Source organism: Kitasatospora sp. NPDC029367 (genome assembly GCF_055569135.1).
On record NZ_JBVHYH010000020.1, the window covers coordinates 29,227 to 54,910 of the forward strand.

The 25,684-nt window shown below is 74.7% G+C and carries 10 protein-coding genes and 1 pseudogene; 4 read left to right on the forward strand and 7 right to left on the reverse strand.

Annotation, left to right across the window (positions count from 1 at the left end; all coding sequences use genetic code 11):
* Positions 1 to 29: 29 nt before the first annotated feature.
* From ACZ4W5_RS13745 to ACZ4W5_RS13765, 5 genes are all read right to left on the reverse strand, one after another.
* Positions 30 to 6,254 carry an SDR family NAD(P)-dependent oxidoreductase gene (locus ACZ4W5_RS13745; RefSeq protein WP_465654427.1) on the reverse strand — a complete coding sequence of 2,075 codons (6,225 nt, stop codon included), beginning with the start codon at positions 6,252 to 6,254 and terminating at the stop codon, positions 30 to 32.
* The gene (locus ACZ4W5_RS13750; protein ID WP_465654429.1) at positions 6,251 to 7,915 is read right to left on the reverse strand and encodes an NAD(P)/FAD-dependent oxidoreductase; all 1,665 of its coding nucleotides are present in this window, start codon (positions 7,913 to 7,915) and stop codon (positions 6,251 to 6,253) included. The genes ACZ4W5_RS13745 and ACZ4W5_RS13750 overlap by 4 nt, the downstream gene beginning before the upstream one ends.
* A gap of 27 nt (positions 7,916 to 7,942) precedes the next feature.
* Positions 7,943 to 9,199, reverse strand: a complete 1,257-nt coding sequence (locus ACZ4W5_RS13755; RefSeq protein WP_402483976.1) for a cation:proton antiporter domain-containing protein — start codon at positions 9,197 to 9,199, stop codon at positions 7,943 to 7,945.
* On the reverse strand, positions 9,196 to 10,458 hold the full coding sequence (locus ACZ4W5_RS13760; RefSeq protein WP_360233777.1) for an NAD(P)/FAD-dependent oxidoreductase: 1,263 nt from the start codon (positions 10,456 to 10,458) through the stop codon (positions 9,196 to 9,198). The genes ACZ4W5_RS13755 and ACZ4W5_RS13760 overlap by 4 nt, the downstream gene beginning before the upstream one ends.
* 85 nt (positions 10,459 to 10,543) lie before the next feature.
* Complete coding sequence (locus tag ACZ4W5_RS13765) at positions 10,544 to 10,945, reverse strand: nuclear transport factor 2 family protein (protein ID WP_465654432.1); 402 nt, start codon at positions 10,943 to 10,945, stop codon at positions 10,544 to 10,546.
* A gap of 215 nt (positions 10,946 to 11,160) precedes the next feature.
* Here ACZ4W5_RS13765 and ACZ4W5_RS13770 point away from each other — a divergent pair, with 215 nt between their 5' ends.
* The gene (locus ACZ4W5_RS13770) at positions 11,161 to 12,708 is read left to right on the forward strand and encodes an MFS transporter (RefSeq protein ID WP_402483980.1); all 1,548 of its coding nucleotides are present in this window, start codon (positions 11,161 to 11,163) and stop codon (positions 12,706 to 12,708) included.
* Positions 12,709 to 12,783: 75 nt separating this feature from the next.
* Here the strand turns inward: ACZ4W5_RS13770 and ACZ4W5_RS13775 are convergent, their stop codons facing one another.
* Both ACZ4W5_RS13775 and ACZ4W5_RS13780 read right to left on the reverse strand, forming a co-directional pair.
* Positions 12,784 to 14,124: an FAD-dependent oxidoreductase gene (locus tag ACZ4W5_RS13775; protein ID WP_465654434.1), complete on the reverse strand. Its 1,341-nt coding sequence runs from the start codon at positions 14,122 to 14,124 to the stop codon at positions 12,784 to 12,786.
* A gap of 103 nt (positions 14,125 to 14,227) precedes the next feature.
* Positions 14,228 to 14,926, reverse strand: coding sequence for a helix-turn-helix domain-containing protein (locus tag ACZ4W5_RS13780; RefSeq protein ID WP_465654436.1), 699 nt, complete (start codon positions 14,924 to 14,926; stop codon positions 14,228 to 14,230).
* A 411-nt stretch (positions 14,927 to 15,337) separates the two neighbouring features.
* On the opposite strand from ACZ4W5_RS13780, the gene ACZ4W5_RS13785 reads away from it, so the two are divergent.
* The 3 genes and pseudogenes from ACZ4W5_RS13785 to ACZ4W5_RS13795 all read left to right on the forward strand — a co-directional run.
* The gene (locus tag ACZ4W5_RS13785; RefSeq protein WP_465654438.1) at positions 15,338 to 17,254 is read left to right on the forward strand and encodes an AfsR/SARP family transcriptional regulator; all 1,917 of its coding nucleotides are present in this window, start codon (positions 15,338 to 15,340) and stop codon (positions 17,252 to 17,254) included.
* A 110-nt stretch (positions 17,255 to 17,364) separates the two neighbouring features.
* Complete coding sequence (locus ACZ4W5_RS13790) at positions 17,365 to 20,238, forward strand: type I polyketide synthase (RefSeq protein WP_465654440.1); 2,874 nt, start codon at positions 17,365 to 17,367, stop codon at positions 20,236 to 20,238.
* Between the two features lie 95 nt (positions 20,239 to 20,333).
* Positions 20,334 to 25,640 (forward strand): annotated as a pseudogene (locus ACZ4W5_RS13795) (type I polyketide synthase); the annotation flags it as partial.
* Positions 25,641 to 25,684: the final 44 nt, after the last annotated feature.

The following is a 25,684-nucleotide window of genomic DNA, read 5'->3' on the forward strand; positions in this document are numbered from 1 at the left end:
CTGGTCCGGTGTGTCTGGACCGGTCGGTGTCAGGACCGGTCGGTGTCGGGACCGGTGGGTGTCCGGGGCGCTAGGGCGGGCCCGCCGTCCGACTCGGCGCAGAGGTACTCGGCGAGCGCCGTGGCGGTGCCGTAGGCCCAGAGCAGGGTCGGCGAGAGCCTGGTGCCGAACGCGCCCTCGAGCCGGTTGCGCAGTTCGAGGCTCATCAGCGAGTCCAGGCCGAGGGCCTTCAACGGCGTGTCGGGTTCGATCCGTTCGGGATCGAGCCGCAGGACGCGTCCGGCGAGTTCGCGGATCTGCCGCGCGGCGAGCGGGGTCCGCTCCTCCGGTGCGGCGGCTCGCAGCCGGGCGAGGAACTCGCCGCCGGTGGCCACTCCGGCCCGGCCCGCGGCGTGCAGCAGCTGCCAGCTCGGCAGTGCGGCGGTGTCGGGGCTGGCGTCGAACCACTGGCGCAGGTCGATCGGGACGTACCCGGCCACCGGCCGGTCGCGCTCCAGCATCCGGACCAGGGCGGGCCACGCCTCCTCGGCCGGGATGCCGCCCATGCCGCGTTCGGCGAGGCGGGCACCGCGGGTCTCGTCGGTGGCGGCGAGGCCGATGTCGGTGAACGGGCCCCACTGCACGCTGAGGGCGGGGCGGCCGCACCGGCGCCGGGCCTCGGCCAGGGCGTCCAGGTAGGCGTTGGCGGCGGCGTAGGCGGACTGGCCGGGGTTGCCGACCAGGGCGGCCGCCGAGGAGAACAGCACGAACAGGTCCAGCGGGTCCTCGGCCGTCAGCGCGTCCAGGTGGCGCGCGCCGGTGGCCTTGGGCGCCAGCACCCGGTCGAGCTGCGCCGCCGTCAGATTGCGGACGGTGGCGTCGTCGAGCAGACCGGCGGCGTGCACCACCCCGCGCAGCGGCGGCAGTTCGGCGCGGACGGTCTCCAGGGCGGCGCCCAGCGCGGCGGCGTCGGCGACGTCGCAGCGCACCGTCCTGACGGTGGCGCCGAGCGCGGTGATCCGCTCGATCTCGGCCTCGGCGGCCGGGGTCGGGGCGGAGCGGCCGAGCAGGACGAGGGCTCCGGCGCCGTGCTCGGCCAGGTATCCGGCGAGGGAGAGGCCGAGGGCGCCGAGGCCGCCGGTGATCAGGTAGCTGCCGTCGGCCCGGAAGGCACCGTCGGTGAGCGGGGCGGCCGGGACGGCCTCGACGGCGGCCGGGCCGAGCAGCAGGACGGTGGTGGCGCCGGGTGCCCCGGCCCCCTCCCCCGCCTCGGCGAGGCCGCGGGGGGCGACCGGCAGCGGCGCGGCGGCGGCGCCCGCCCAGCCGGCGGCCAACGCGGCGGCGAACCGGTCCGGGCGGCGGCGCAGCAACCCGGCCGCGTCCACGGCGAACTGGGCTGCGCCGTCCGGAAGTTCCTCGGGCCCGGGGCGCAGGCCGTCGAGGGCGACGGCCCGTCCGTCGGCGGCCAGGGCGGCGAGGGCGCGCGCGGGGGTGGCCCCGGCGGGCCGGCCGAGCACCACGTCCGCGCCGGAGCCGCCGGTGGCGGAGCGGACGGCCTGCGGCCAGCCGGGGTCCTCCGCGTCCAGCAGTTCCACACCCTCGAGCTGCGGGCCGGTCGCGGCGCCGCCGGGCACGGTGGCGAGCACCCGGGCGCCGAGCCGCCGGGCCAGGGCGGCGGCGGCGAGCCCGGTGCCGTCGGTGACGTGTACCAGGACGGTGTCCCCGGCGGTTACCCGGGCCGCCTCCACCAGCGCCTGGTGGGCGGTGGCGACGGCCGGCGGCAGGGCCGCCGCCTCGGCGTCGCCGAGGGTGTCGGGGACGGCCACGGCGTGGTCGACCCGGACGGTCAGGTGGCTGACGGGGCCGTCGGCGGTGACGGCGGCGGCCCGGTCGCCGACGGCGAGGCCGGTGACGCCCTCGCCGACCGCGACCACCCGGCCGACCAGGCCGGTGGCCGTTCCGGTGCCGCGCCCGGGCAGGGTCGCGGCGGCGGTCTCGATCTCGATCTCGCCGGGCCCGGGGGCGCGGCGGGCGATCCCGGCCGGGCGGCCGTCCGGGTCGATCCGGAACGGCTGACGGCGGGTGAGCGGCGCCGGCAGCTCGGCCGGTGCGGCGGCGCCGCGCGCCAGCCGGGCGGCGAGGCGGCGGCCCGAGCGCAGGGCCAGCTGGTCGTCCGCCTCGGCCGGGTCGGTGAGCAGCTCGGCCGCGCAGGCGGCGGCCAGGCCCTCGTCGTTCGGGTCGAGATCGATGATCCGGGGGGTCAGTTCGCCGTGCTCGCGGCGCAGCACCCGGGTGAAACCCCAGTACAGGGCGGCGCCGGGGTCGGGCCGGTCGGCGGCCAGGACGGCCTGGCCGCCGAGGGTGACCACGGCCAGCCGGGGCGGTACGGGCTGCGCGGTGCAGGCGGTGGCCAGGGCGGCGAGGTGGAGCAGGCCCTGCTGCTGGGCGGCGGGGCCGGCCTCGGCGCCGGGGGTGAGGAAGACCACGCCGTCGGCGGCGCCGATCTCCTCGCCAGGGCGGATCCGGGCGGTCTTGGCATCCCGGGCGGCGAGCGCCTCGGTCAGTGCCTCGGCCGCGGGCCCGTCGCCGCAGACCACCCAGCGGCCGGGTTCGGCCGGCAACTTCGCTTCGGTGTCGGTAAGTTCGGTGTCGGCGAGTTCGGTGTCGGTGAGTTCGGTGTCGGTGAGTTCGGTGTCGGTGAGTTCGGTGTCGGTGAGTTCGGTGTCGGTGAGTTCGGTGTCGGTGAGTTCGATCCAGTCGATCCGGTGCAGGCGTTCGCCGTCGGTCCGCCCGTCCCGGTCCGCGGTGGGCAGCGGGGTGAGGGTGAGTCCGATCATGCTGAGCAGCGGGGTGCGCTCCTCGGCGGTGAACAGGTGGACGTCGATCAGGCCGTCGGCGCGCCGCAGGGCGTGCGACCACAGATCGGTGACGGGATCCGCCAACTCGCCCACGACCACCACGCGTTGGACGCCGGTCGGGACCACCGCGTCGCCGGGGCCGTCGGCGGCACAGAGGGCGAGCGAGACCTGCAGGGCCCCGTCCCAGAGCGCGGGGTGCAGCCCGTACGGGCGGTTGGCCGGGCGCAGCCGCTCGGGCAGGGCGACCCGGCCGACGGCCTGCTCGCCGTCCTCGGCCACGGCCAGCGCGCCGACGGTGCGGAACGCCGGGCCGTACTCCAGCCCCCGGGCGGCCCAGGTGCGGTAGAGCTCCTCCGCGGCCCCCGGCTCGGCACTCTCGCCCCAGCCGGGGAACCCTGGTGCCTGCCACGGGAGTTCGCGCAGGACGGCGCGGGCGGTGGCGCTCTCCTCCCACTGCTCGCCGCCCTCGGGGAGGGCGAGCAGCCGGAACGCGCCGCCGTCCTCGGCGTCGTCGGTCCATTCGGCGGTGAGCCGGGCCGGGGTGTCGCCGAGCGGGACGCCCTTGCGGAACGCGACCTGGTCCAGCGCCTTGGGCAGGCGGCCGGTGCGGGCCCGTACGGTGGCGAGCGCGATGCCGAGGACGGCCGCGCCGGGCAGCACGGGGGTGCCGTGGACCTGGTGGTCGGCGAGCCAGGGCAGGTCGGCCGTCGAGGGCTCCAACGCGCCGTGTCGGCGGCCGGGTCGGCCGGGCGCGGGGGTCAGCTCCGGTTCGAGGCCGGGGGCGGCGGCGCGGCTGCGCGGCCGCTCGTCGATCCAGTACCGGTCCTGCCGGAGCGGGTAGCCGGGCAGGGCGAGGCGGGCGTCGCGGGGCAGCGCGCCGAACGGTTCGAGCCCGGCGGTGTAGGCGGTGGCCAGCGCCCGGGCGAAGTCGGCCGGGCTGCCCTGGTGGTGGCGCATCGTGGTGAGCACGGCAGCGGGGTCGGCGCGGTCGGCGGTGAGCTGTTCGATGGCCGGGGCGAGCACCGGGTGCGGGCTGATCTCCACGACGTGGGTGACGCCCTCGTCGAGCAGGGCCTCCATGGTGTCGGCGAACAGCACGGGGCTGCGCAGGTTCTCGACCCAGTAGGCGGCGTCCATCTCGGGGCCGTCCAGCTGCCGGACCCGGACGGTGGACATCAGCGTGATCGCGCCGCCCCGGGGGGCGGTGGGGGCGAGCGCCTCCAGCAGGTCCTTGCGCAGCGGGTCCATCTGGGGACTGTGCGAGGCGTAGTCGACGTTGACCAGCCGGCAGTAGGTGCCCTCGGCCTCCAGCAGTTCCTTCAGGGTGAGCACGGCCTCCTGCTCGCCGGAGAGCACGCAGGAGTGCGGGCCGTTGTGGACGGCGAGCGAGATGCTCTCCTCGAAGCCCTCCAGGGCGGCCAGCGCGCCCTCCCGGTCGAGGTCGACGGCCAGCATCCGGCCCTGCCCGGAGGTGCGGCGGGCGATGGCGCTGCGGCGGGCCATCACCAGCGCGGCGTCCTCGTAGCTGAGGATCCCGGCCAGGGTGGCGGCGGTGATCTCGCCCTGGCTGTGGCCGAGGACGACGTCGGGTTCGACGCCGTTGGCCCGCCACAGCTCGGCCAGGCCGAGGGACATCGCCCACAGCACGGGCTGGAGCATGTCGATCCGGGTGGTCCACTCGTCCCCGGCCCGGCCGGCGAAGACCTCCAGCAGGTCCCAGTCGGTGTGCGGGCGCAGCGCCTCGGCGCAGCGGGTGACGGTGGCGGCGAAGACCGGGCTGTCCCGGTACAGCTCCTGGCCCATGCCGTCCCACTGGGAGCCCTGGCCGGGGAAGACGAAGGCGGTCCGGCCGCGCGGTACGGCGCGTCCGGCGCCCTCGCTCTCCCGGTCGGCGGCGAGGGTCTCCAGGGCGGCGCGGAGTTCCTCGGGGGTGTCGGCGACCAGTCCGGCCGCGCGGACCTGGAAGTGGTCCCGACGCCAGGCCAGGGTGCCGGCGAACTCCCGTACGCCCTGCGGGTCCTGAGGGACCAGGGGGAGGAGTTCGCGGGCCCGCTCGGCGAGCACCCCGCGTTCACGGGCGGAGAGCGGGACGACGGCGGGCAGGCCGGTCGCCGGGGTGGCGGCCGCCTCGGCGGGCCCGGCCGCGGGCGGGGAGGCCAGCACCACGTGGGCGTTGGTGCCGCCCCAGCCGAAGGAGTTGAGGCCGAGGTGGACGGGGCCCTCCGGGTCCAGCGCGAGTGGTTCGCGGACCACCCGGACGTTCAGGTCCTCGAACGGGATGGCCGGGTTGAGCTCGGCCGAGTGCAGGCTCGGCGGGACGGTGCGGTGGCGCAGCGCCAGCAGCAGCTTGAACAGGCCGGCCAGGCCCGCGGACGCCTCCAGGTGGCCGATGTTGGTCTTGATCGAGCCGATGTGCAGCGGGTTCGCGGGGTCCCGGTGCCGGCCGAGCACCGTGCCGAGCGCGGTGGCCTCGATCGGGTCGCCGCGTCCGGTGCCGGTGCCGTGCGCCTCGACGTAGACGGGCTGCCCGACGGGCACCGCGCCGGTGCCGTACGCCTGCCGCAGCAGGTCCTCCTGGCCCTCGGGGCTGGGCGTGACCAGGCTGTCGCCGCCGCCGTCGTTGTTGACGACGGTGCGGACCACCAGGCCGTGGATCCGGTCGCCGTCGGCCTGCGCGCGCGACAGCGTCTTGAGGCAGAGCGCGGCCACGCCCTCGCCGCGCACGAAGCCGTTGGCGGAGGCGGCGAACGCCTGGCAGCGGCCGTCCGGGGAGAGCCCGCCGAAGTGGGTGAGGCCGACGGTGACGTACGGGTCGGCCATCAGGTTGACGCCGCCGACCAGGGCGGCCTCGACCTCGCCGCTGCGCAGCGCCTGGGCGGCCAGGTGCAGGGCCACCAGCGAGGAGGAGCAGCCGGTCTCCACGGTGAGGCTGGGGCCGCGCAGCTTGAGGACGTACGAGAGCCGGGCGGCGACCACGTCCAGCGCGTTGCCGTAGAGGCTGTGCGGGGTGGGGCGGGCGCCGCGGTTGATCCGGAGCAGCTCGTAGTCGTGCCAGGAGGCGCCGACGTAGACGCCGGTGCGGCTGCCCGCGAGGGCGGCGGCGGGCACGCCGGCGTCCTCCAGGGCCCGCCAGGCGACCTCCAGCAGCAGGCGCTGCTGGGGGTCGATGGCGGCGGCCTCGCGCGGGGAGACGCCGAAGAAGGCGGCGTCGAAGCGGTCGATGCCCTCCAGGAAGCCGCCGACCGTCTGGACGTCCTTCTCCGGGTCGAGCGGGCGGTCGGTGTCCCAGCGGTCGGCCGGGACGGGGCCGATCGCGTCGCCGCGCCCCATCAGCAGGGTCCACAGGCTGTCGGTGTCGGGGGCGCCGGGGAACCGACCCGCCATCCCGACGACCGCGATGGGCTCCTCCGCGGTCACTCGCCACCCCGCAGGCGCATCCGGACCAGGCCCTTGGAGGCGTTGATCATGCGGGGGCCGATCTCCGGCGGCGCCTCGCGGCGGCACCAGACGGCGTTCTTGGCCATCTTGCCGGGCGACATGTTGAAGCAGCGGGTGTCGCGCTCGCCGAGCCGGAAGCCGGGCGAGATGAAGTCGGCGTGCTTGATGTGCTGGAGGATCTGCTCGGCGGCCCGGCCGGTGCTGACCTTGCCGGCCTCGACGGCCAGGCACAGGTCGCGGGTGAGCGTGCCCATCTCGTTGAACCCGGCGCTGACCGGCAGCGGGGAGCCGGGCTGCTTGCTCTGCTCCAGGTCGAGGAAGACCTCGTCGCGGCCGGTGCGCTGGAAGCGGTAGTACGCGTCCTCCAGCATCACGTTGCCGAGCATGGTGCCGAGCATCCAGGTGCGGTTGACGGCGTTCCACAGCTCGTAGTCGCGGAAGCCGACGAAGGAGCTGAACACCAGGTCGTCGTGGAAGTCGAACAGGCCCTGCTGCAGGCTCTCCACGTAGTCGAACCGCTCGCGCGACCAGTTGCCGTCGCGGGAGGCCGCGATGAGCCGCCAGCCGAGGACGTTGACCAGCTCCAGGGTGTTGGTCAGGCCGCGCGAGTACAGCGCGTCGATGAAGCCGGCGGCGTGCGAGGTGAGGCAGAACCGGTCGCCGACCACCTGGTGCGCGGAGTACTGCAGCCGACCGGTGGAGACCCATGGACGGACGGCCTTGGCGCCCTCGAACTGCCAGGCGATCTCCGGGAAGCGGGCCAGGAAGTCGTCGAACTCCTGCTGCGCGGACAGCTCGCCCTTGGGGAACTTGCGCGGGTCCAGGGTGAGCCCGACGCTGCACAGCGGGTTCATCGAGTCCTGGTGGTTGTCGAACGGGATCACCCAGAGCCAGCCGCCGTCGAAGACGTGGTGCAGGGTGCCGTGGTGCCAGGGGTTGGGCTGGCCGTGCCTGGCAGCGGTGCGCGAGTCGTCGAAGGGCTTGACCCCGACCATGTGGGTGAACAGGCACCGGGAGTGGGTGTTGGCCCGGGTCGGGGTCTCGCGCAGCTGGAACTTGTCGGCCAGCGGCGAGCGGAAGCCGCTGCCGTCGACCACGTAGTGCGCCCGGAACTCCTCGCCGCTGTCGGTGCGGAGCACGGCGCCGGTGTCCGGGTCGATCTCCACGTCGGCGATGCGGGTGGCGAGCCGGGGGTGCGCGCCGTACTTCACCGCGACGTGGAACAGGTAGGCGTCGATGTCCTGCCGGAACAGGTGGGTCTCGGTGCGGATGGCCGAGGGCACGACCAGCTGGTTGACCTCGTCCGGCCGCTGGGCGGAGCCCTCCCGGTGGTAGACGAAGCCGAAGTTCTGCTTCTGGCCGCAGTTGCGCGAGACCCGCTGCCGGATCCCCTTGAAGCTGGACAGCGGCATGAGTTCGGGGACCTGGTACCGGTCCGCGATCAGCCGGGTCATCCCGGAGGTGTACGGAATGGTGGACTCGCCGACGGCGAACCTGGGGTGCGTCCCGGCGTCCAGCAGGAGCACCCGGACGCCGTTGCGCGCGAGTACGGCGCCGAGCATGCCGCCGGCCATGCCGCTTCCCAGGATCGCCACGTCGTAGGCGTTGTGCTGCTGCTGTGCCCGCCTCGTGCCTGCCATCTTCCGTTCCTTCCGTCTGATCTGCGGTTAGCTCCGGCCCGCGGCGGCCCGCTCGCGGCCGCGCTCGGGGACTACGGGGACCTCCACCGCCTTGGTGAAGACCCGGGACAGCAGCGGTCCGGTCATGGCCGTGGTGACCACCGCCATGACGACCATGAGGGAGTACAGCGAGCCGTCCAGCAGGCCCAGTTGGAGGCCGATGCCGAGGATGACCAGCTCGGTGAGACCGCGGGTGTTCATCAGCGCGGCCAGCGCGGCGGCCGGCCGGGGGTCCAGCCGCTGCGAGCGCGCCCCCAGGTAGGTGCCGCCGAACTTGCCGACCACCGCGACGGCCAGAATCAGGGCCAGGTCGACCAGTTGACCCGAGTTCAGCCCGCTGAGGTCCACCTTGAGGCCCGCCACGACGAAGTAGACCGGCAGCAGCAGGCCGGTGACCTGCTCGGTGCACCGGTGGATCTCCAGCCGCAGGCCGTCCGCGCCGGCCTTCGGCATCACCACGCCGAACATGAACGCGCCGAAGATGTAGTGCATGCCGAGGGCCTCGGTGGCGGCGGCCGACAGCAGGGCGCCGATCAGCACGGCGGCCAGCTTCTCGGCGGAGAGCGTGCCGGGCTTGCCACCGGGCATCAGCAGGCGCCGCAGCAGCGGCCGGACGATGACCACCAGCGCGCCCATGAACGGCAGGATCAGCACCACCAGCCAGTGGTCCGACCCGCCGCCGACGGACGCCTGGACCGCGGCCAGCGCCACCCAGGCGATCACGTCGACGGCGGCCGCGGTGGCCAGGGCCAGGCCGCCGACCGCGGTGGTGGTGAGCCCGCGGTCGGCGAGGATCCGGGCGAGCACCGGGAACGCCGTCACGGAGACGGCGAGCCCGACGAACACCACGAAGGCCGCCTTGTTGTGCGGGGCCTGGTCGCGGGCCAGGTACAGGGCCAGCGCGATCCCGAGCACGAACGGCACCAGGGTGGAGCCGAGCACCGTGCCGGCGGTGGCTCGGCCCCGCCCGCGTAGTGCCGCGCCGTCCAGTTCCAGCCCGATGCCGAACATGAACAGCGCCACGCCGACGTTGGCCATCCCGGTGAGCAGCGGCCGGATGTCACCGGGGAACAACGCGTCGGACATCGCCCCGTGGAACAGGGTCGGTCCGAGCAGCACGCCGGCCAGGATCTCCCCGACCACCGGCGGCTGGTTGATCCGCACGGCGAGCCGCCCCAGCCCGCGGGCCAGCAACAGGATCAGCGCGATGTCGACGAACAGCAGCTCCACCTGGTGACTGGTCACGGGGCTTCCGCTCCCCCGATGAGGTCGTCCAGCGAGAGGTTGAGCATCGGGTGCTTGCCACTGAGGCCGGAGATCAGCGTGACGAAGTCCGCCGAGGGGGTGCGCTCCTTCTCCGGGTCGACCAGCTCCTGGGCGAGGCTGTAGTAGAACTCCTTGTACTTGGTGCGGTCGTAGAAGCGCTCGACGAAGGTGCGGATCTCGTCGAAGAAGGCGCGGTAGGCGGTGGCGTAGCGCTTGAGCGCCTGCTCCTCGATCTCCGGGTGCTCGAGGATCTGGTGGGCGATCTTCGACAGGGTGCTGCCGGCCAGGGTGGCCAGGGCCACGCCGGTGGAGAACAGCGGGTCGACGAAGGCCGCGGAGTCGCCGACGCACACCCAGCCGTCGCCGTGGAAGGTGTGGCTGGTGTACGACCAGTCGCGGGCGGTGCGCCAGCCGGCCGCCTGGTTGGCGTTGGTCAGCATCCGCTTGAGCTTGGTGGTGCGCTGGGCCTCGGACCTGAACAGGTCCTCCAGCGACTGCCCGTCCTTGTTGGCCTCGGAGGAGCGGGTCACGTAGCCGACGCTGATGGTGCCCTTGTCCAGCGGGATCGCCCAGAACCAGCCCTCGTCCAGGCCCTCGATGAGGATGTTGGTGTACTCGTCGCCCTGGAGGCGCTCGCAGTTGTCGAAGTACGTCCAGACCGCGACGTTGCGGAGCTCCTCGTGCCAGGTCACGTCCGCGTAGCGGCGGCTGAGCAGCCGGGACTGGCCGGAGGCGTCGACGACGAGCTTGGCGCGGGCCTCGTACTGCTGGTCGGCGCCGCGGAGGTTGAAGCGGACGCCGACGACGCGGCCGTCCTCCTCGATCGGCTCCTTCACGGTCGCGTCCTCGATGATGAACGCGCCGAGCTCGCGGGCCCGGTCCAGGATCATCGAGTCCATGTCGGCGCGGCGGGTGTGGTACGCGTACGGCTGCGCCCCGCCCTCGACGAACGAGAAGTGCCACGGGATCTGCTGGTTGCCCCAGACGAGGGTGCCGCCGTACTTGCGCTCGAAGCCCCGGGCGTCCATCCGCTCGGTGAGGCCCAGTTCCTCCATGGGGCGCATGAAGGCGGGGATGAGCGACTCGCCCACGTGGTAGCGCGGGAACCGCTCCTTGTCGAGCACCAGGACGCGGTGGCCGCGCTTGGCCAGGAGCCCGGCGGTGGTGGAGCCGGCGGGGCCCCCGCCGATCACGATGACGTCGAACTCCTCAGGTACCCCGAACAGTGTGGACGGCATGCCAAGTCCTTTCCTGCGTTCAGTCGGTGCGGTACGGACAGTCTTGATCGGGGCACCTGAAGAGCCTCTGGACGCCGTCTGAAGATCAGGCCCCGACGGCGTGGGCGGCGACGATGCCGGCCGTGTCGGAGATGCCCTCGGTGCGCACCACCCGGCCCTCGCGCAGCTCCCAGAAGTGCACGAAGCGCACGTCGAACTCGCCGCCGCCCTGACGGAAGCGGCCGGTCCAGTTGCCGATCGCGGCCGCCCAGTCGCCGCTGACCCGCAGCTCCGTCACCTCGAAGGCGGTCTCCTCCAGGTACTCCAGCGCCCCGGCGAAGTACTGCGCGGTTCCGGCGGTGCCGGTGTAGTGGCCGGTGGACCAGGGCAGTGCGGCCGGGGTGGTGATGTCCACCTCGGGGTCGAAGATCTCCATCAGGGTCGGGATGTCCGCCTTGGACAGGGCCTCGTACAGCCGCTCCACGACGGCCCTGGTCTGCTCCGACATCACTGTCTCCTCACGTGTCACGGCCACCCCGGTGGAGCGGCCCGCGTCTGCCGAGTCTCGCGGCGCGGGTGACAGGGCGTCATCTCCCGGGTTGCGCAATTGGCGAGTTGCCTGGGACGGTTCCGCTCGGCATAGTTAGAGTTGAACTCTAGTTTCGCGCTACGAAAACCTGGCCCGCCGCCCGATTCGCTCATCTCTCCAGGAGGAGAAGGACTGTGACGATTGATCAGTTCGAGGCCGAGGAGGTGCCCGCGTTGACCTCCCGGACGAGCCGACCCGGCCTCGCCCTCACCGTCATCGCGGGCTGCCAGCTGATGGTGGTCCTCGACTCCACGATCGTGAACATCGCCAACCCGCACATCCAGCGCGCCCTGGACTTCTCCACCTCGGACCTGTCCTGGGTGGTCAACGCCTACACGCTGACCTTCGGCGGCCTGCTGCTGCTCGGCGGCCGGGTCGGCGACATCCTCGGCCGCCGCCGGGTCTTCACCGCGGGCATCCTGCTGTTCACCTTCGCCTCCCTCTTGGCAGGACTGGCCCAGGAGCCCTGGCAGCTGCTCGCGGCCCGCGCCCTGCAGGGCGTCGGCGGCGCGATCGCCTCGCCGACCTCGCTGGCGCTGATCACCACCACCTTCACCGAGGGGCCGCAGCGCACCAAGGCCCTCGGCATCTACGCGGCGGTCTCCGGCGGCGCCGGTGCGGTCGGCCTGCTGGCCGGCGGCATGCTCACCCAGTGGCTCGACTGGCGCTGGGTGTTCTTCATCAACCTGCCGATCGGCCTGGCGATCGCCCTGCTCACCCCGGTGGCCATCGCCGAGGCCGAGCGCCGGCCCGGCCGCTTCGACCTCCCCGGCGCCTTCACCTCCACCCTCGGCATGGCCTCCCTGGTCTACGGCTTCATCCGCGCCTCCGAGGAGGGGTGGCGGGACGGCTGGACGATGGCCTCCTTCGGCGCCGCCGCCGTCCTGCTGATCGCGTTCGTCCTGGTCGAGCGGCGCGTCCCGCAGCCGATCACCCCGCTGAAGCTCTTCGCCGACCGCAACCGCTCCGGCAGCTACGTGATCATGCTCGGGCTCGGCGCCGCCCTGCTCGGCCTGTTCTTCTTCCTGGTGCTGTACGTCCAGAACGTGCTGGGCTACAGCGCGATCAAGTCCGGCGTCAGCTTCCTGCCGATCACCGTGGCGATCCTGATCGCGGCCGGGGTCAGCCAGCCGCTGCTCCCCAGGGTCGGTCCCAAGCCGTTCCTGGTCGCCGGCACCGTGCTCACCACCGCGTCGCTGCTCTGGTTCACCCAGATCGAGCCGGACAGCAGCTACACCACCGGGGTGCTCGGCCCGATGATCCTCTTCGGCCTGGGCCTCGGCCTGACCTTCGTCACACTGACCCTGACCGCCGTCTCCGGCATCTCCGCCGACCAGGCCGGCGCCGCCTCGGGCCTGCTCAACGCCACCCAGCAGGTCGGCGGCGCGCTCGGCCTGTCCATCCTGGTCACCGTGTTCGGCACGGCCAGCCGCGACGAGGCCAAGACGCAGATCCCGTCCTTCATGGCCTCCGCCACCCCGGAGCAGCAGGCCGACTTCGCCAAGTCCCACATGCTGCCCGGCGAGTGGGGCCACGCGGTGCTCACCCACGGGGTGGCCACCGCCTACTGGGCCGGCACCGCGCTGATCGGCCTGGCGCTGCTGACCTCGATCTTCGTGATCAAGGTCCGCCGCAGCGACCTCGCCGCGCTCAGCGGCGCGGCCGGCATGGCCGCCGTCTGATCCCGGCCGACGTCGCACGACCGAGCGCCCGCCGCCCTTCCCCGGGGCGGCGGGCGCTCGGTCGTTCCCGGCGGGTCAGGCGGCGGGCGAGCGGCCGGCCGCCAGCAGCGAACGGACCACCGTGGCGGGCCGCATCACGGCGGTCGGCGAGACCAGCAGGTGCTGCATGTCCAGCATCACCCGGTGCACGTCGGCCGAGACGTGGGAGGCCAGCATCACCCGCTTCACGTAGCGGTTCAGCAGGTCCGCGCCCAGCGGCTTCGGGCCCTCCGTCTCCGGGTACATGAAGTCCCCGCCGGTGGCCATCTGCCAGGGCGTCGCGATGATCTTCGACGCGGCCCGGTAGTACGCCCGCGCCATCTCCGGCGAGGCCGACCCGAACCGGTCCAGCGTCCGGCCCAGGGCCGCCGCCTCCATCGCGCCGGCCGTCATGCCCTGCCCGTACAGCGGGTTGAAGCTGCAGATCGCGTCGCCCAGCGCCACATACCCGGCCGGGTGCCGGCGCACCTTCTCGAAGTACCGCCGCCGGGCCTGCGGGTAGGTGAACTTGCGGGCGTCGCCCGGCTCCGTCGGCTCGCACCGCCCGAGCAGTTCGGCGACGTGCGGGCTGGGCAGGTTCTCGGCGTACGCCCGGAAACCGGCCGGGTCGACCGGGCTGTGCGAGCGGTGCCAGCCACCCAGGGTGACCACCCAGCGGTCGCCCTCGACCGCGAACACCGCCGCGGCCCGCTTGTCCTGCGGCGGGACGGCCGACATCAGGTACAGCAGGCCGCCGTCCAGCATCCGCTCACCGGCCTTCCGGTGCAGCAGCTTGGTGGTGTAGCCGACGTCGATCTTGACCGTGACGGTCTCCGGGCTGTCGCAGCCCAGGTCCGCCAGCCACTTGTCGGACCGGCCCGCGCTGCGGCCGGTGGCGTCCACCACCAGGTCCGCCCGCAGCACCTCACCGGTGTCGGTCTCCACCCCGGTCACCCGGCCCGGTCCGCCGATCACCCGGCTCACCGTGGTCCGCTCCCGGATGTCGACGTTGCCGATCCCGCGCACCCGGCCCCGCACCACGTACTCCAGGTAGGCCCGGGTGAGGCTGATCCCGAGCTTGCCGCTGTTGAACCGGGTGCGCAGCGCGCCCATCTGGTGGAACAGCAGGTCGTTCCCGGGGTCGAAGTGCACCGCGCCGCCCGCGACCAACTCGGCGGACAGGCCGGGGAACAGCTGCTCCAGCATCATCTTCCCGCTGATCAGCAGGGCGTGGGAGTGGCCGCTCTGCGGGACGCCCTTCCGGTCGGCCGGGCCGTCCGGAAGGGCGTCCCGGTCGAGCACGGTCACCCGCCCGTATCTGTCGGCGAGCACCCGAGCGGCCGTCATGCCGCCCATCGATCCGCCGATCACCACCGCGTGGCCGCCGATCACACCCATCAGCACTCCCAACTCGCAGAGACGCCACGCTGGTTCGCGGCATCATCGGGAGTCTGTGCGAGCCCCCGGGAGGCTGTCGCCTCCCGGGTTGCTCAACCGTGGATCAGCTGGACACGAAGAGGTCCGGCAGGGCGTAGCCCAGCACCGCCCGGACGTCGTTGTCCGGGTGGTCGCCGTCCGGCGGCGCCAGCCGCAGCCGGACCACGACGCCCTCGCCCGCCACCACCCGCAGCGGCCCGGCGGTGGCGACCACCACCGCGTCCCGGCCGGTCCCGCCCGCGCGGGACACGGACTGGATCACCCAGGTGCCCTCGGGGACGTGCGGGATCCGCCACGCCCCGGCCTGCGCGATCCGGTGGCAGCGGGCCGGCCGGGCGGCGCGTCCGAGCTTGAGCTGCCCGCCGGGCGGCGCGGCGAACGCCGCCACGAACACCGGCTCGTCGACCAGCCCGTCGGACCGCTCCACCTGGCCCCGGACCGACCCGTACGCGCAGGCCGACTCCACGCCGCCGGCGACGAACTCCACCGCCTCCGCGCCCAGCCTGGACAGCCGTCGGAACCGGCCCGGCGGTACGCCCACCTCCTTGGTGAACCGGGTGGTGAACGCCCCCACGCTGGTGTAGCCGCACCGGACGGCGATGTCGGCGACGCTGTCGGAGCTGCGCAGCAGCCGTCGCCGCGCCTCCTCCAGACGCACCGTGGTCAGGAACGACGCCGGCGGCAGACCGGTCTCCTGCCGGAACAGCCGCGCCATGTGGAACGGGCTCAGCCGCGCCATCTCCCCGAGTTCCGCCAGGGTCAACCCCTCGGCGTACCCCTCTCTTATTCCACTGACAACCCGTTCGATCTCCACTCTCATCGGAATCCCCCGTCGACCAACGGCCTTGCGGCCAGGATCAGTTCGAGACAGGGAAACAGAGGGCGGAGCCGCCGTCAAGGACCGTCCCGGCGAGCGCGACCGCCCGGTCGCGGACGTCCCGATCGTGGACGTCACCGACCGACACCACCGACACCACCGCCGCACACCGTGCGGCAAACCGGGCCTTCACCGGACCCTGAGTTTGCACACAACTGGAGCCGGTGACTCCGAACTCCACGGCAGTGAGCAATCTCGGCGGTGACGGGAATTCAACCGGAACAGCATAGTGAAGGCTCCGAACATTTCGGCGACCGAAGATCCGGGGGAAGAATGCACCTAGAGCTCTTGGGCCCGATGAGAATGTGGTACGCGGACCGCGAGGTCGTCCTCGGGCCGCCGAAGCAGCGGGCCGTCCTCGGATTGCTGGCGAGCCGACCGAACCAGGTGGCCGGTATCGACCAGATCATCGACGCGGTCTGGGGCACCGACGTCCCCCCGACCGCCGTCAACGGCGTCCACACGTACGTGGGCGGACTGCGCCGCGCGCTCGAACCGAACCGTGGACCACGCGAGTCCGGCGGACTCCTGGTATCGGCCGGCGGCGGCTACGCGCTGCGGCTCGACCCCGACGCGGTCGACGTGGACCGCTTCACCACGGAGCACACCCGGGCCCGCCGACTGCTCGCGGCCGGCGACCGGGACGGCGCGATCGCGGCCTACGAGAGCGCGCTGGCGCTCTGGCACGGCGACGCGTACGCCAACGTCCCCGGCCCGTTCGCCGCCCTGGAGCAGGCCCGGCTGCACGAGCTGCGGCTCACCGCCGTCGAGGAGTGGGCCGAGGCCACCCTGGAGACCGGCCGGCACGCGGAGACCACCACCGTGCTCACCGACCTCGTCGCCAAGGAGCCGCTGCGCGAACGGCTGCGCTGGCTGCTGATGCTCGCCCTGCACCGCGCCGGCCGACGCGCCCACGCGCTCACCGTCTACCGGCAGACCCGGCAGCTGCTCCAGGAGGAGCTCGGCATCGACCCCGGCGCCGAACTGCGCCGCCTCCACCAGCAGATCCTCGGCGACCACGCCGACCTGGACCTGCCCGCCCCCGGCCCCCGAGCGCTCGCCCCGACCGTCCGGCCGATCGCCCCGCCGCTGGTCAAGCCCGCCCAACTCCCGCCCGGCACCCGCGACTTCACCGGCCGTACGGAGGAGCTGGCCCGGCTGCGGAACGTCGTCCTGCGCGAGCACGGCCGCTCCGAGCAGCACGCCGTGACCGCCGTGGTCGAGGGCCCGCCCGGCGTCGGCAAGACCGCCGTCGCACTGCGGCTGGCCCGCCAGCTCGCCGACCACTACCCCGAGGGCCAGCTCTACGTCGACCTGCGCGGCTCCCGCCCCGGCGAGGAGCCGGTCGACGCCCACGGCGCCCTCGCCCTGCTGCTGCGCAGCCTCGGCGTGGAGCAGGACCAGTTACCCCGGGGCCTGCCCGGCCGGACCACCCTGTTCCGCAGCCTGCTGCACGGGCGCAAGGTGCTGATCGTCGTCGACGACGCGCTGAACGCCGAACAGGTCCGCCCCCTGGTCCCGCGCGGCCCCGCCTGCGTCCTGGTCACCAGCCGGCGGCGGCAGTTCGGCCTGGCCGCCCGCGACGGCGCCTACCGCCTCGAACTGGCCCCGCTGGCCCCCACCGAGTCCGTCGAACTGCTGACCCGGCTGCTCGGCGAGGACAGGGTGGCCGACCAGCAGGCGGCCGCCTACAGCCTCGCCCGGATCTGCGGCAACCTGCCGCTGGCCCTGCGGATCGCCGCCGTCGGGCTGGTCGCCAAACCCGCCGTCACCCTGGCCGAACTGGTCGACGACGCCGCCGACGACACCGCCCGGCTCGACCGCCTGGCCATCGAGGACGACGTCGCCGCGAGCCTGCGCAGTGCCTTCGCCGCCTCCGTCCGCTCACTGACCGCGGAGGTCGCGCGGACCTTCAGCGCCCTCGGGCAGCACGGCAACGAGCTGATCACCGTCGAGCTCACCGCCGCCCTGACCGGCACCGACCGGGAGTCCGCCGCGCGCCGCCTGGCCGCCCTCGCCGACCACCACCTCCTCGAGGAGGTCGGCCGGGACCGCTACCGGTTCCACAACCTGATCGGCCTGTACGCCGCCGAGTGCGCCCGCGGCCAGCGGACCGACCGGGCCACCGCCCGCGACCGGCTCGACCGCGAGCCGGTCCCGGCCGACGATGAGCTGCCGGAGCTGGTCGCCTGCTCCACCGAGCGGGACGGCTGAGCAATATCGGAGATGCAATGCGTTCAACGGATCGTGCAGAATTTCAACCGCCCCGCCGACGGACCGGAAGAAACGCGGTGGCAAAGAACTCATCGGGGGAGCACGGGGTTATGCGGCGAATTGCACCCGAATTGTCGTCGGCGGCACGGCCGATAGCTGTCATCGGTTTCTCCTGTCGACTTCCCGGTGCGCCTGATCCGGATTCCTTCTGGAATGCGCTGATAAACGCGCGGTCAGCGGTGTCCGAAGCCCCCGCAGACCGCTGGCGGCGCGACGAGCCGTTGGCCGAGGACATCCGGTTCGGAGGCTTCCTCGACGGAATCGACCTGTTCGACGCCGACTTCTTCACCATCTCCCCCCGGGAGGCGGCCGCCACCGACCCGCAGCAGCGGCTGCTGCTGGAGCTCGGCTGGGAGGCCCTCGAGCACGCCGGGCTGCTCCCCGCCGCCCTGGCGGGCACCCCCACCGGCGTGTTCGTCGGCGCGATCCTCGACGACTACGCCGCCCTGACCGACCGTCTGGGCGCGGCCGGGATCGATCGCCACACCCTCACCGGCACCCAGCGCGGCATCATCGCCAACCGGCTCTCGTACGTGCTCGGCCTGCGCGGCCCCAGCCTGGTCGTGGACAGCGGGCAGTCCTCCTCGCTGGTCGCCGTCCACCTGGCCTGCGAGAGCCTTCGCCGCGGCGAGTCCGCAATCGCCCTGGCCGGCGGTGTCAACCTCAACCTGCTCGCGGACTCCACCCTCCGGGTCCGCCGGTTCGGCGGCCTCTCCCCCGACGGCCGCTGCCACACCTTCGACGACCGCGCCAACGGGTACGTCCGGGGCGAGGGCGGCGGCCTGGTCGTCCTGAAACCGCTGGACGACGCCCTCGCCGACGGCGACCGGATCCGGTGCGTGATCCTCGGCAGCGCCGTCAACAACGACGGCGCCTCCGAGGGCCTGACCGTACCGTCCGCCGCCGCCCAGCGCGAGGCCGTGCGGGCGGCCTGCCGCCAGGCCCGCGTCTCCCCCGCCGACCTCCAGTACGTCGAACTGCACGGCACCGGCACCCGGGTCGGCGACCCGATCGAGGCCGCCGCCCTCGGCGAGGCCGTCGGCGCCGTCCGCCCCGCCGGCGACCCGTTGCTGGTCGGCTCGGCCAAGACCAACGTCGGTCACCTGGAGGGCGCCGCCGGGATCGTCGGCCTGCTGAAGACCGCCCTCAGCCTCGAGCACCGGCTGCTGCCCGCCAGCCTCAACCACGAGCGGCCCAACCCGGACATCCCGACCGAGGCGCTCAACCTCGCCGTGGTCCGCGAGACCCGGCCCTGGCCGGATCCGCGGCGCCGACTCCTGGCCGGGGTCAGCTCGTTCGGGGTCGGCGGTACCAACTGCCACGTGGTGCTGGCCGCGCCCGAAGCCCTGCTCGACGCCGAAGCCTCCGTCGACGCCGACGGTTCCGACGGCGCCCCGGACCCGGCGCCCGTGGTCTGGCTGCTCTCCGGCCGCAGCCCCGCCGCGCTGGGCGGCCAGGCCCGCCGGCTGCTGGAGTTCGCCCAGCACCGGCCCGAACTCGACCCCGCCGCCGTCGGCCACGCCCTCGCGACCACCCGTACGGCCTTCCCCGACCGCGCCGCGGTCATCGGCGCCGACCGGGCCACCCGGCACGCCGCGCTCGCCGCGCTCGCCGAAGGCCGTACGGCGCCCGGGCTGCTCACCGGCACCGCGACCGGCGGCACGGTCGCCCTGCTGTTCCCCGGCCGGGGCGTCGGGTGGCGCGACCTCTTCGCGGAGCCCGTCCTGGACCACCTGATCGCCACCGAACCGGTGTTCACCGACCGGCTGGCCGACTGCGCGGACGCGCTCGCCCCGCACACCGACTGGTCGCTGATGGACCTGCTGCGGGCCGGCAGCTCCGCCGACCCGGCCCTGCTCGCCCGGGAGGACGTCGCCCGGTCGACGCTGTTCGCGCTCACCACCGCCCTCGCGGAGCTCTGGCTCCGGGCCGGCGTCCACCCCGACGCGGTCCTCGGCACCGGCGACGGCGAACCCGCCGCCGCCCACGCCGCCGGGGCGCTCACCCTCGACGAGGCCGCCCGGCTGGCCGCCCGCCCTCAACCGGTGCCGGGCGCCGGGCCCGACGCCCGGCCCACCGCCGCGTACTGGCGGCACGGCGTACCGAGCCGGGGCCCCCTCGACAAGGCCGTCGACACCCTGCTGGCCGACGGTCACACCGTCCTGCTGGAGCTCGGCCCGCTCGAGCGGGCCGCCACCGGCACCGGTCGACGGGCCTTCACCGGCAGCGCGCTGCGCCCCGGCCCCGCCGACCCGGCCGGCTTCCGCACCGCGCTCGCCGAGGCGCACCTCCACGGAGCCCCGGTCGACTGGGCCGCCGTCCTGGGCAGCGCGCCCGCCCGCCGGATCGACCTGCCGACGTACGCATTCCAGCGCGAGCGGCACTGGCTCGGCGAGGCCCCGCCCGCCCGACCGGGCCCGGCGCCCGCCGCCGAGGAGCCCGCGCCGACGGCCGCCCCCGAAGGCCCGCGCCGGGTCCGGGAGCTGGTGACCGCCCACGCCGCCACCGTCCTCGGCCGCGCGGCCGCCGACCTGCCCACCGGCGTGCCCTTCCGCGACCTCGGCTTCGACTCGCTCGGCCTCGAGGAGCTGCTCGAACTGCTCGGCGTCGACCTCGACCTCGACCTGCCGACCGTGCTCGTCTACGACCACCCCACCCCGGAGGCCCTCGCCGAGCACCTGGACACCCTGCTCGCCGACCCGGCCGAGGCCGCCCCGACCCTGCTCGACCGGATCGACGCCTTGGGCCCCGACCTCGCCGCCGAGACCGACGGGGCCACCCGCGGCGCCGCGGCGGCCCGTCTGCGCGCCCTGCTCCGGCAGATCGACCCGCCCGAGGCGACGAACGACGGCCTGGCCCAGGCCATCCTCTCCGCCACCACCGAAGAGATTCTCGATCTCATCGACAACAGAGGCCAACAGTGACGAACGCGGACCGGCTCAGCACGTACCTGAAGAAGGTCACCCTCGATCTCTACGCGACGGAAGCCCGGCTGCGCGAGACCGAGGAGCGGGCCACCGAACCGATCGCCGTGGTCGGGATCGGCTGCCGCCTCCCCGGGGGCGTCGACACCCCCGAGGACCTCTGGCAGCTCCTGGTCGACGGCCGCGACGCCGTCACCGACTTCCCCGCCGACCGCGGCTGGGACGTCGAGGGCCTCTACCACCCCGAACCCGGCCGCCCCGGCTCGACGTACACCCGCAGCGGCGGATTCCTGCACGGCGCCGCCGAGTTCGACGCCTCCTTCTTCGGCATCTCCCCGCGCGAGGCGGCCGCCGCCGACCCGCAGCAGCGGCTGCTGCTGGAGACGGCCTGGGAGGCCGTCGAGCGGGCGGGCGTCGACCCGGCCTCGCTGCGCGGCAGCGCCACCGGCGTCTTCGTCGGGCTCAGCCACAACGGCTACGGCGGCACCCTGGCCGAGTCCACCGGGGACTCGGCCGGCTACCTGCTCACCGGCACCTCCGACGCCGTCGCCTCCGGCCGGATCGCGTACACCCTCGGCCTGACCGGCCCCGCCGTCACCTTCGACACCGCCTGCTCCTCCTCCCTGGTCGCCGTGCACCAGGCGTGCCGGTCGCTGCGCGCCGACGAGTGCGACCTGGTGCTGGCCGGCGGCGCCTCGGTGATGCCGCACCCCGGCATGTTCCTGGAGTTCGCCCGCCAGCGCGGTCTGGCCCCCGACGGCCGCTGCAAGCCCTTCGCCGCCGCCGCCGACGGCACCGGCTGGAGCGAGGGCGCCGTGATGCTGGCCCTCGAGCGGCTCTCCACCGCGCAGCGCGAGGGCCACCCCGTGCTGGCCGTGATCCGCGGCTCCGCGATCAACCAGGACGGCGCCAGCAACGGCCTCACCGCGCCCAGCGGCACCGCCCAGACCCGGGTCATCCGCAAGGCCCTCGAGGCCGCCGGGCTCACCCCGTCCGAGGTCGACGTGGTCGAGGCGCACGGCACCGGCACCGTCCAGGGCGACCCGATCGAGGCCGGCGCCCTGATCGCCGCGTACGGCGGCGAGCGGCGCGGCAGGGCGGCGGACCTGCTGGTCGGCTCGCTGAAGTCCAACCTCGGCCACACCCAGGCGGCGGCCGGTGCGGCGGGCATGGTCAAGATGGTGCTGGCGATGCGGCACGGGATCGTCCCGGCCACGCTGCACACCGACCGGCCGACCCCGCACGTCGACTGGGAGGGCAGCCGGATCGCGCTCGTCCCCGAGCCCACCGCCTGGCCCGCCGCCGAGCGGCCGCGCCGCTGCGCGGTCTCCTCCTTCGGCATCAGCGGCACCAACGCCCACCTGATCCTGGAACAGGCCCCCGCCACCGAGCAGGCCCCCGCCGCCGAGCAGGCCCCCGCGCCGCACCCCGTCCCGGTGACGCTGGCCGCCCGTGACGCCGGCGCGCTGCGCGCCCAGGCCGACCGGCTGCACCGCCGGCTCGCCGCCGACCCGGCGGCGCAGCCCCGCGACCTCGGCCGCTCGCTGGCCACCGGCCGCACCCTGTTCGAGCACCGCGCGACGCTGCTCGCCGAGGGCCGCGAGGACCTGCTGACCGGCCTGGCCGCGCTGGCCCGCGGCGAGGACCCGGCCGGGGCGGTGCGCGGCGTGGCCCGCCCCGGCCGGACCGCCTTCCTGTTCTCCGGCCAGGGCGCCCAGCGGCCCGGCACGGGCCGTGAACTCCACGCCGCCTTCCCGGTGTTCGCGGACGCCTTCGACGAGGCGTGCTCCCTGCTCGACCCCCTGCTCGACCGCCCGCTGCGCGACGTGGTGTTCGCCGAGGAGTCCGAGGAGTCCTCCGCCCTGCTGGAGCGGACGGGTTACGCGCAGCCCGCGCTGTTCGCGCTGGAGACCGCGCTGTACCGGCTGGTCCGTTCCTTCGGCGTCGAGCCGGACTTCCTGCTCGGCCACTCGGTGGGCGAGCTGAGCGGCGCGTACGCCGCCGGGGTGCTGTCCCTGCCGGACGCCTGCGCGCTGGTCGGCGCGCGCGCCCGGCTGATGCAGGCCGCCCCCGGGAACGGGGCCATGGTGCAGGTGGAGGCCACCGAGGAGGAGCTGGCGCAGACCCTGGCCGCCGAGCCCGCCGTGTCCGTCGCCGCCGTCAACTCCCCCGGGGCGACGGTCGTCTCCGGCGAGGAGCAGGCGGTGCTGCGGGTGGCCGCCGCCTGGGCCGCGCGCGGCCGCACCACCACCCGGCTGCGGGTCAGCCACGCCTTCCACTCCGCCCAGATGGACCCGGTGCTCGACGACTTCCGCAGGGCCGCCGCCGGTCTCGAGTTCCGCCCGGCGCGGATCCCCCTGGTCTCCAACCTCACCGGCCTGCCCGTCACCCCCGAGCAGCTGCGCTCGCCCGGTCACTGGGCCGACCAGCTCCGCCGCCCGGTCCGCTTCCTGGCCGGCGTACGGCACCTGGCGGGCCAGGGCGTCGCCAACTGGCTGGAACTGGGCCCCGGCGCGACCCTGACCGGCCTGGTCAGGCAGAGCGGCGTCCAGGGCCGCACCGAGGGCGCCGTGCCGGTGCTGCGCCGCGGCCGTCCCGAGGTCCGCACCCTGCTGGCCGCGCTGGCCCGGCTGCAGGCGGACGGCGTGGCGGTGCGCTGGCCCGAGGAGCTGTACGGGCCCGGGGCGCGCCGGATCGACCTGCCCACCTACCCGTTCCAGCGCCGCCGGCACTGGCTGGAGCCGGTGGCCGCGGGGCCGCGCGCGGCCGAGGGGCACCCGCTGCTGGGCGCCGAGATCGAGCTCGCCGACACGGCCGAGCGCCGGTTCGGGCAGACCCTCACCACCGAACGCCCCTGGTACGTGGGCGGGCACCGGCTCGGCGCGGGCGCGGTGCTGCCCGCCAGCGCGATGCTCGAATGGGTGCTGGCCGCCGGCCGGGCCGGCCGCGACGGCGGCCCGGCGGGCTGGACGGTCACCGACGCGGCCTTCACCAGCTTCCTGCCGGTACCCGACGGTGGCGCCGTGACCGTGCAGACCGTGATCGGCGAGGACGGCCGGATCCGCTGCCTCGGCCGGTCCGGCGCCCCGGGCGGCGCCTGGACCTCCCATGTGACGGCGACCGTCGCCCCCGGCAGCGCTCCCGCGCCCGCCCCCGTCGACCCGGACGGCCTGCGGGACGGGATGACCGAGCTGGACCCGGCCCGACTGTACGAACGCTTCACCCGGGTCGGGCTGGACTACGGCCCGCCGTTCCGCGCGATCACCCGGGCCTGGCGCGACGGCCGCCGGGCGCTCGCCCTGGTCGACGTGACCGGCCGGGCCGAGCCGGAGGACGGCGTGCTGCACCCGGTGGTGCTGGACGCCTGCGTGCAGAGCGTCGGGGCGTTCACCGAGGAGGAGCCCGACCCGTGGGTGCCGACCGGACTGGCCGCGCTCACCGTGTACGACCGGCTGCCCGAGCGGCTCTGGTGCCTGGCCCGCTGGCAGCGCGCCGAGGGGGCGCCCGAGGGCACCCTCGACCTCGACCTGCTGGCCGAGGACGGCGCGCCGCTCGCCACCGTCCGGGGCCTGCGGATGCGGGCCGTCCCGCGCGGCGCCTTCCCGTCCGCACCGGCCGGGCCCGGCCGGTACACCGTCCGGTGGCAGCCCCTCGCGGCGCGCGACGCCGAGGCCGCCGCGCCGTCCGGCAGCTGGACGGTGCACACCGTGGACGGTGAACTCCCCTCCCGAACAGAGCAGTTGACGGTGGATACCGAGAGCACGGTCCCCCGCGGCCTGCTGATCCGGCTGGCCCCCGGCGCGACCGGAGCCTCCGGCGAGACCGGAGCGACCGGAGCGACCGGAGCGACCGGAGCGACCGGAGCGACAGAGCCTTCCCTCGCGATGGACCAGGCCACCGCCCTGGCCGAGTCGGTGCTCGGCGCGGTCGCCGCCTTCCTGCGCGACCACGCCGCGGGCCGGCCGGACCTGGTGCTGTGCACCACCGGCGCCACCGCCCCGCGCCCGGGCACCGACGATCCGGACGTCCGGCAGGCCCCGGCCGCCGGTCTGCTGCGCGCCGTCCTGGCCGAGTACCCCGACATCCGCTGCGTGCAGCTGGACCTGGATCCGGCCGCCCCCACCCCCGAACCGGCCGAACTGCTGCGGCTGGCCGCGCGGTTGCCCGGCTCCGGGCACCTCGCCGTCCGCGACGGACAGTGGTACGAGGCCCGCCTGCGCGAGCAGGCCCCGGCCCCGGCCGATCCGCTGCCGGTCCGCCCCGACGGCAGCTACCTGATCACCGGCGGCCTGGGCGCGCTCGGCCTGGCCACCGCGGCCCTGCTGGCCGACCGGGGCGCCCGCTGCCTGCTGCTGACGGGCCGCCGGGTGCCCGCGACGGAGCCTGCCGAGGTGGCGCGGCTGCGCGCGGCGGGCGTCCGGGTCGAGATGGTGGCCGCCGACGTCACCGACCCGTCGGCGGTGGCCGCCCTGGTCGCCTCCACCGGCGACCGGCTGCCCCCGCTCCGCGGCGTGGTGCACGCCGCCGGTGTGCAGTCCGAGGTCGTGCTGGAGCACCAGGACGCCGCCGAACTGCGCCGGATCATGGACCCGAAGGTCCGCGGCGGCTGGCTGCTGCACCGGGCCACCGCCGGTCTGGACCTGGACTTCTTCGTCCTCTACTCCTCGATCGCCTCGGTCTTCGGCGCCCCCGGCCAGGCCGGCTACGTCGCGGGCAACGCCTTCCTGGACGCGCTGGCCGAGCACCGGCGCCACCACGGACTGCCCGCCCTGGGCGTCAACTGGGGCCCGTGGGAGGAGTTCGGCATGGCGGCCACCCCGGAGATCCTGGCCCGTTTCGCCGCCACCGGCATCGCCCCGCTGCCCGCCGACCAGGCACTGACCCTGCTCGGCACCCTGGGTGGCGCGGCGCACACCACGGTGGTCGCGGTGGACTGGGCGCGCTTCGCCACCGGCCCCGGCCGCTCCTCGTACACCCTGCTGGCCGACCTGCGGCCGGCGGGCGCGGGCGGCGGCGTCGAGCATGACGCGTCGGACCCGGACCGGATCCGCGAACTGGCCCTGCTGGCGGCGACCGACCCGGCCAGGACCCGGGAGACCGTGCTGACCGAGCTGCTGGCCCGCACCGCCCGGACGCTCGGCCTGACCGAGGCCGAACGGGAGGAGCTGCGACCGGAGTTCGCCGACCGCCGGATGAACAAGCTGGGCTACGACTCGCTCACCATCATCCAGCTGCGCAACCGGCTGCAGGCCGACTTCGGCGCCTACGTGCCGACCGAGGTCCTCTTCTCCAGCACCGGCGGCGAGATCACCGACCTGGTGTGCCGCCAGCTGACCGCCCTGTCCGTCCTGGCCGACGACGGCTTCGACGACGACGCCGACACCGAGGTGCTGACCCTGTGATCCCCTCCCCCCGGCCCGCCGCCCGGCCCCGCCCCGACACCCTG

Excerpts from the sequence above, each read along its gene's own strand:
- ACZ4W5_RS13750 (WP_465654429.1), bottom strand. The coding sequence starts at position 7,915 with ATGGCAGGCACGAGGCGGGCACAGCAGCAGCACAACGCCTACGACGTG.
- ACZ4W5_RS13760 (WP_360233777.1), bottom strand. The coding sequence starts at position 10,458 with ATGCCGTCCACACTGTTCGGGGTACCTGAGGAGTTCGACGTCATCGTG.
- ACZ4W5_RS13765 (WP_465654432.1), bottom strand. The coding sequence starts at position 10,945 with ATGTCGGAGCAGACCAGGGCCGTCGTGGAGCGGCTGTACGAGGCCCTG.
- ACZ4W5_RS13775 (WP_465654434.1), bottom strand. The coding sequence starts at position 14,124 with ATGGGTGTGATCGGCGGCCACGCGGTGGTGATCGGCGGATCGATGGGC.
- ACZ4W5_RS13785 (WP_465654438.1), top strand. The coding sequence starts at position 15,338 with ATGAGAATGTGGTACGCGGACCGCGAGGTCGTCCTCGGGCCGCCGAAG.
- ACZ4W5_RS13790 (WP_465654440.1), top strand. The coding sequence starts at position 17,365 with ATGCGGCGAATTGCACCCGAATTGTCGTCGGCGGCACGGCCGATAGCT.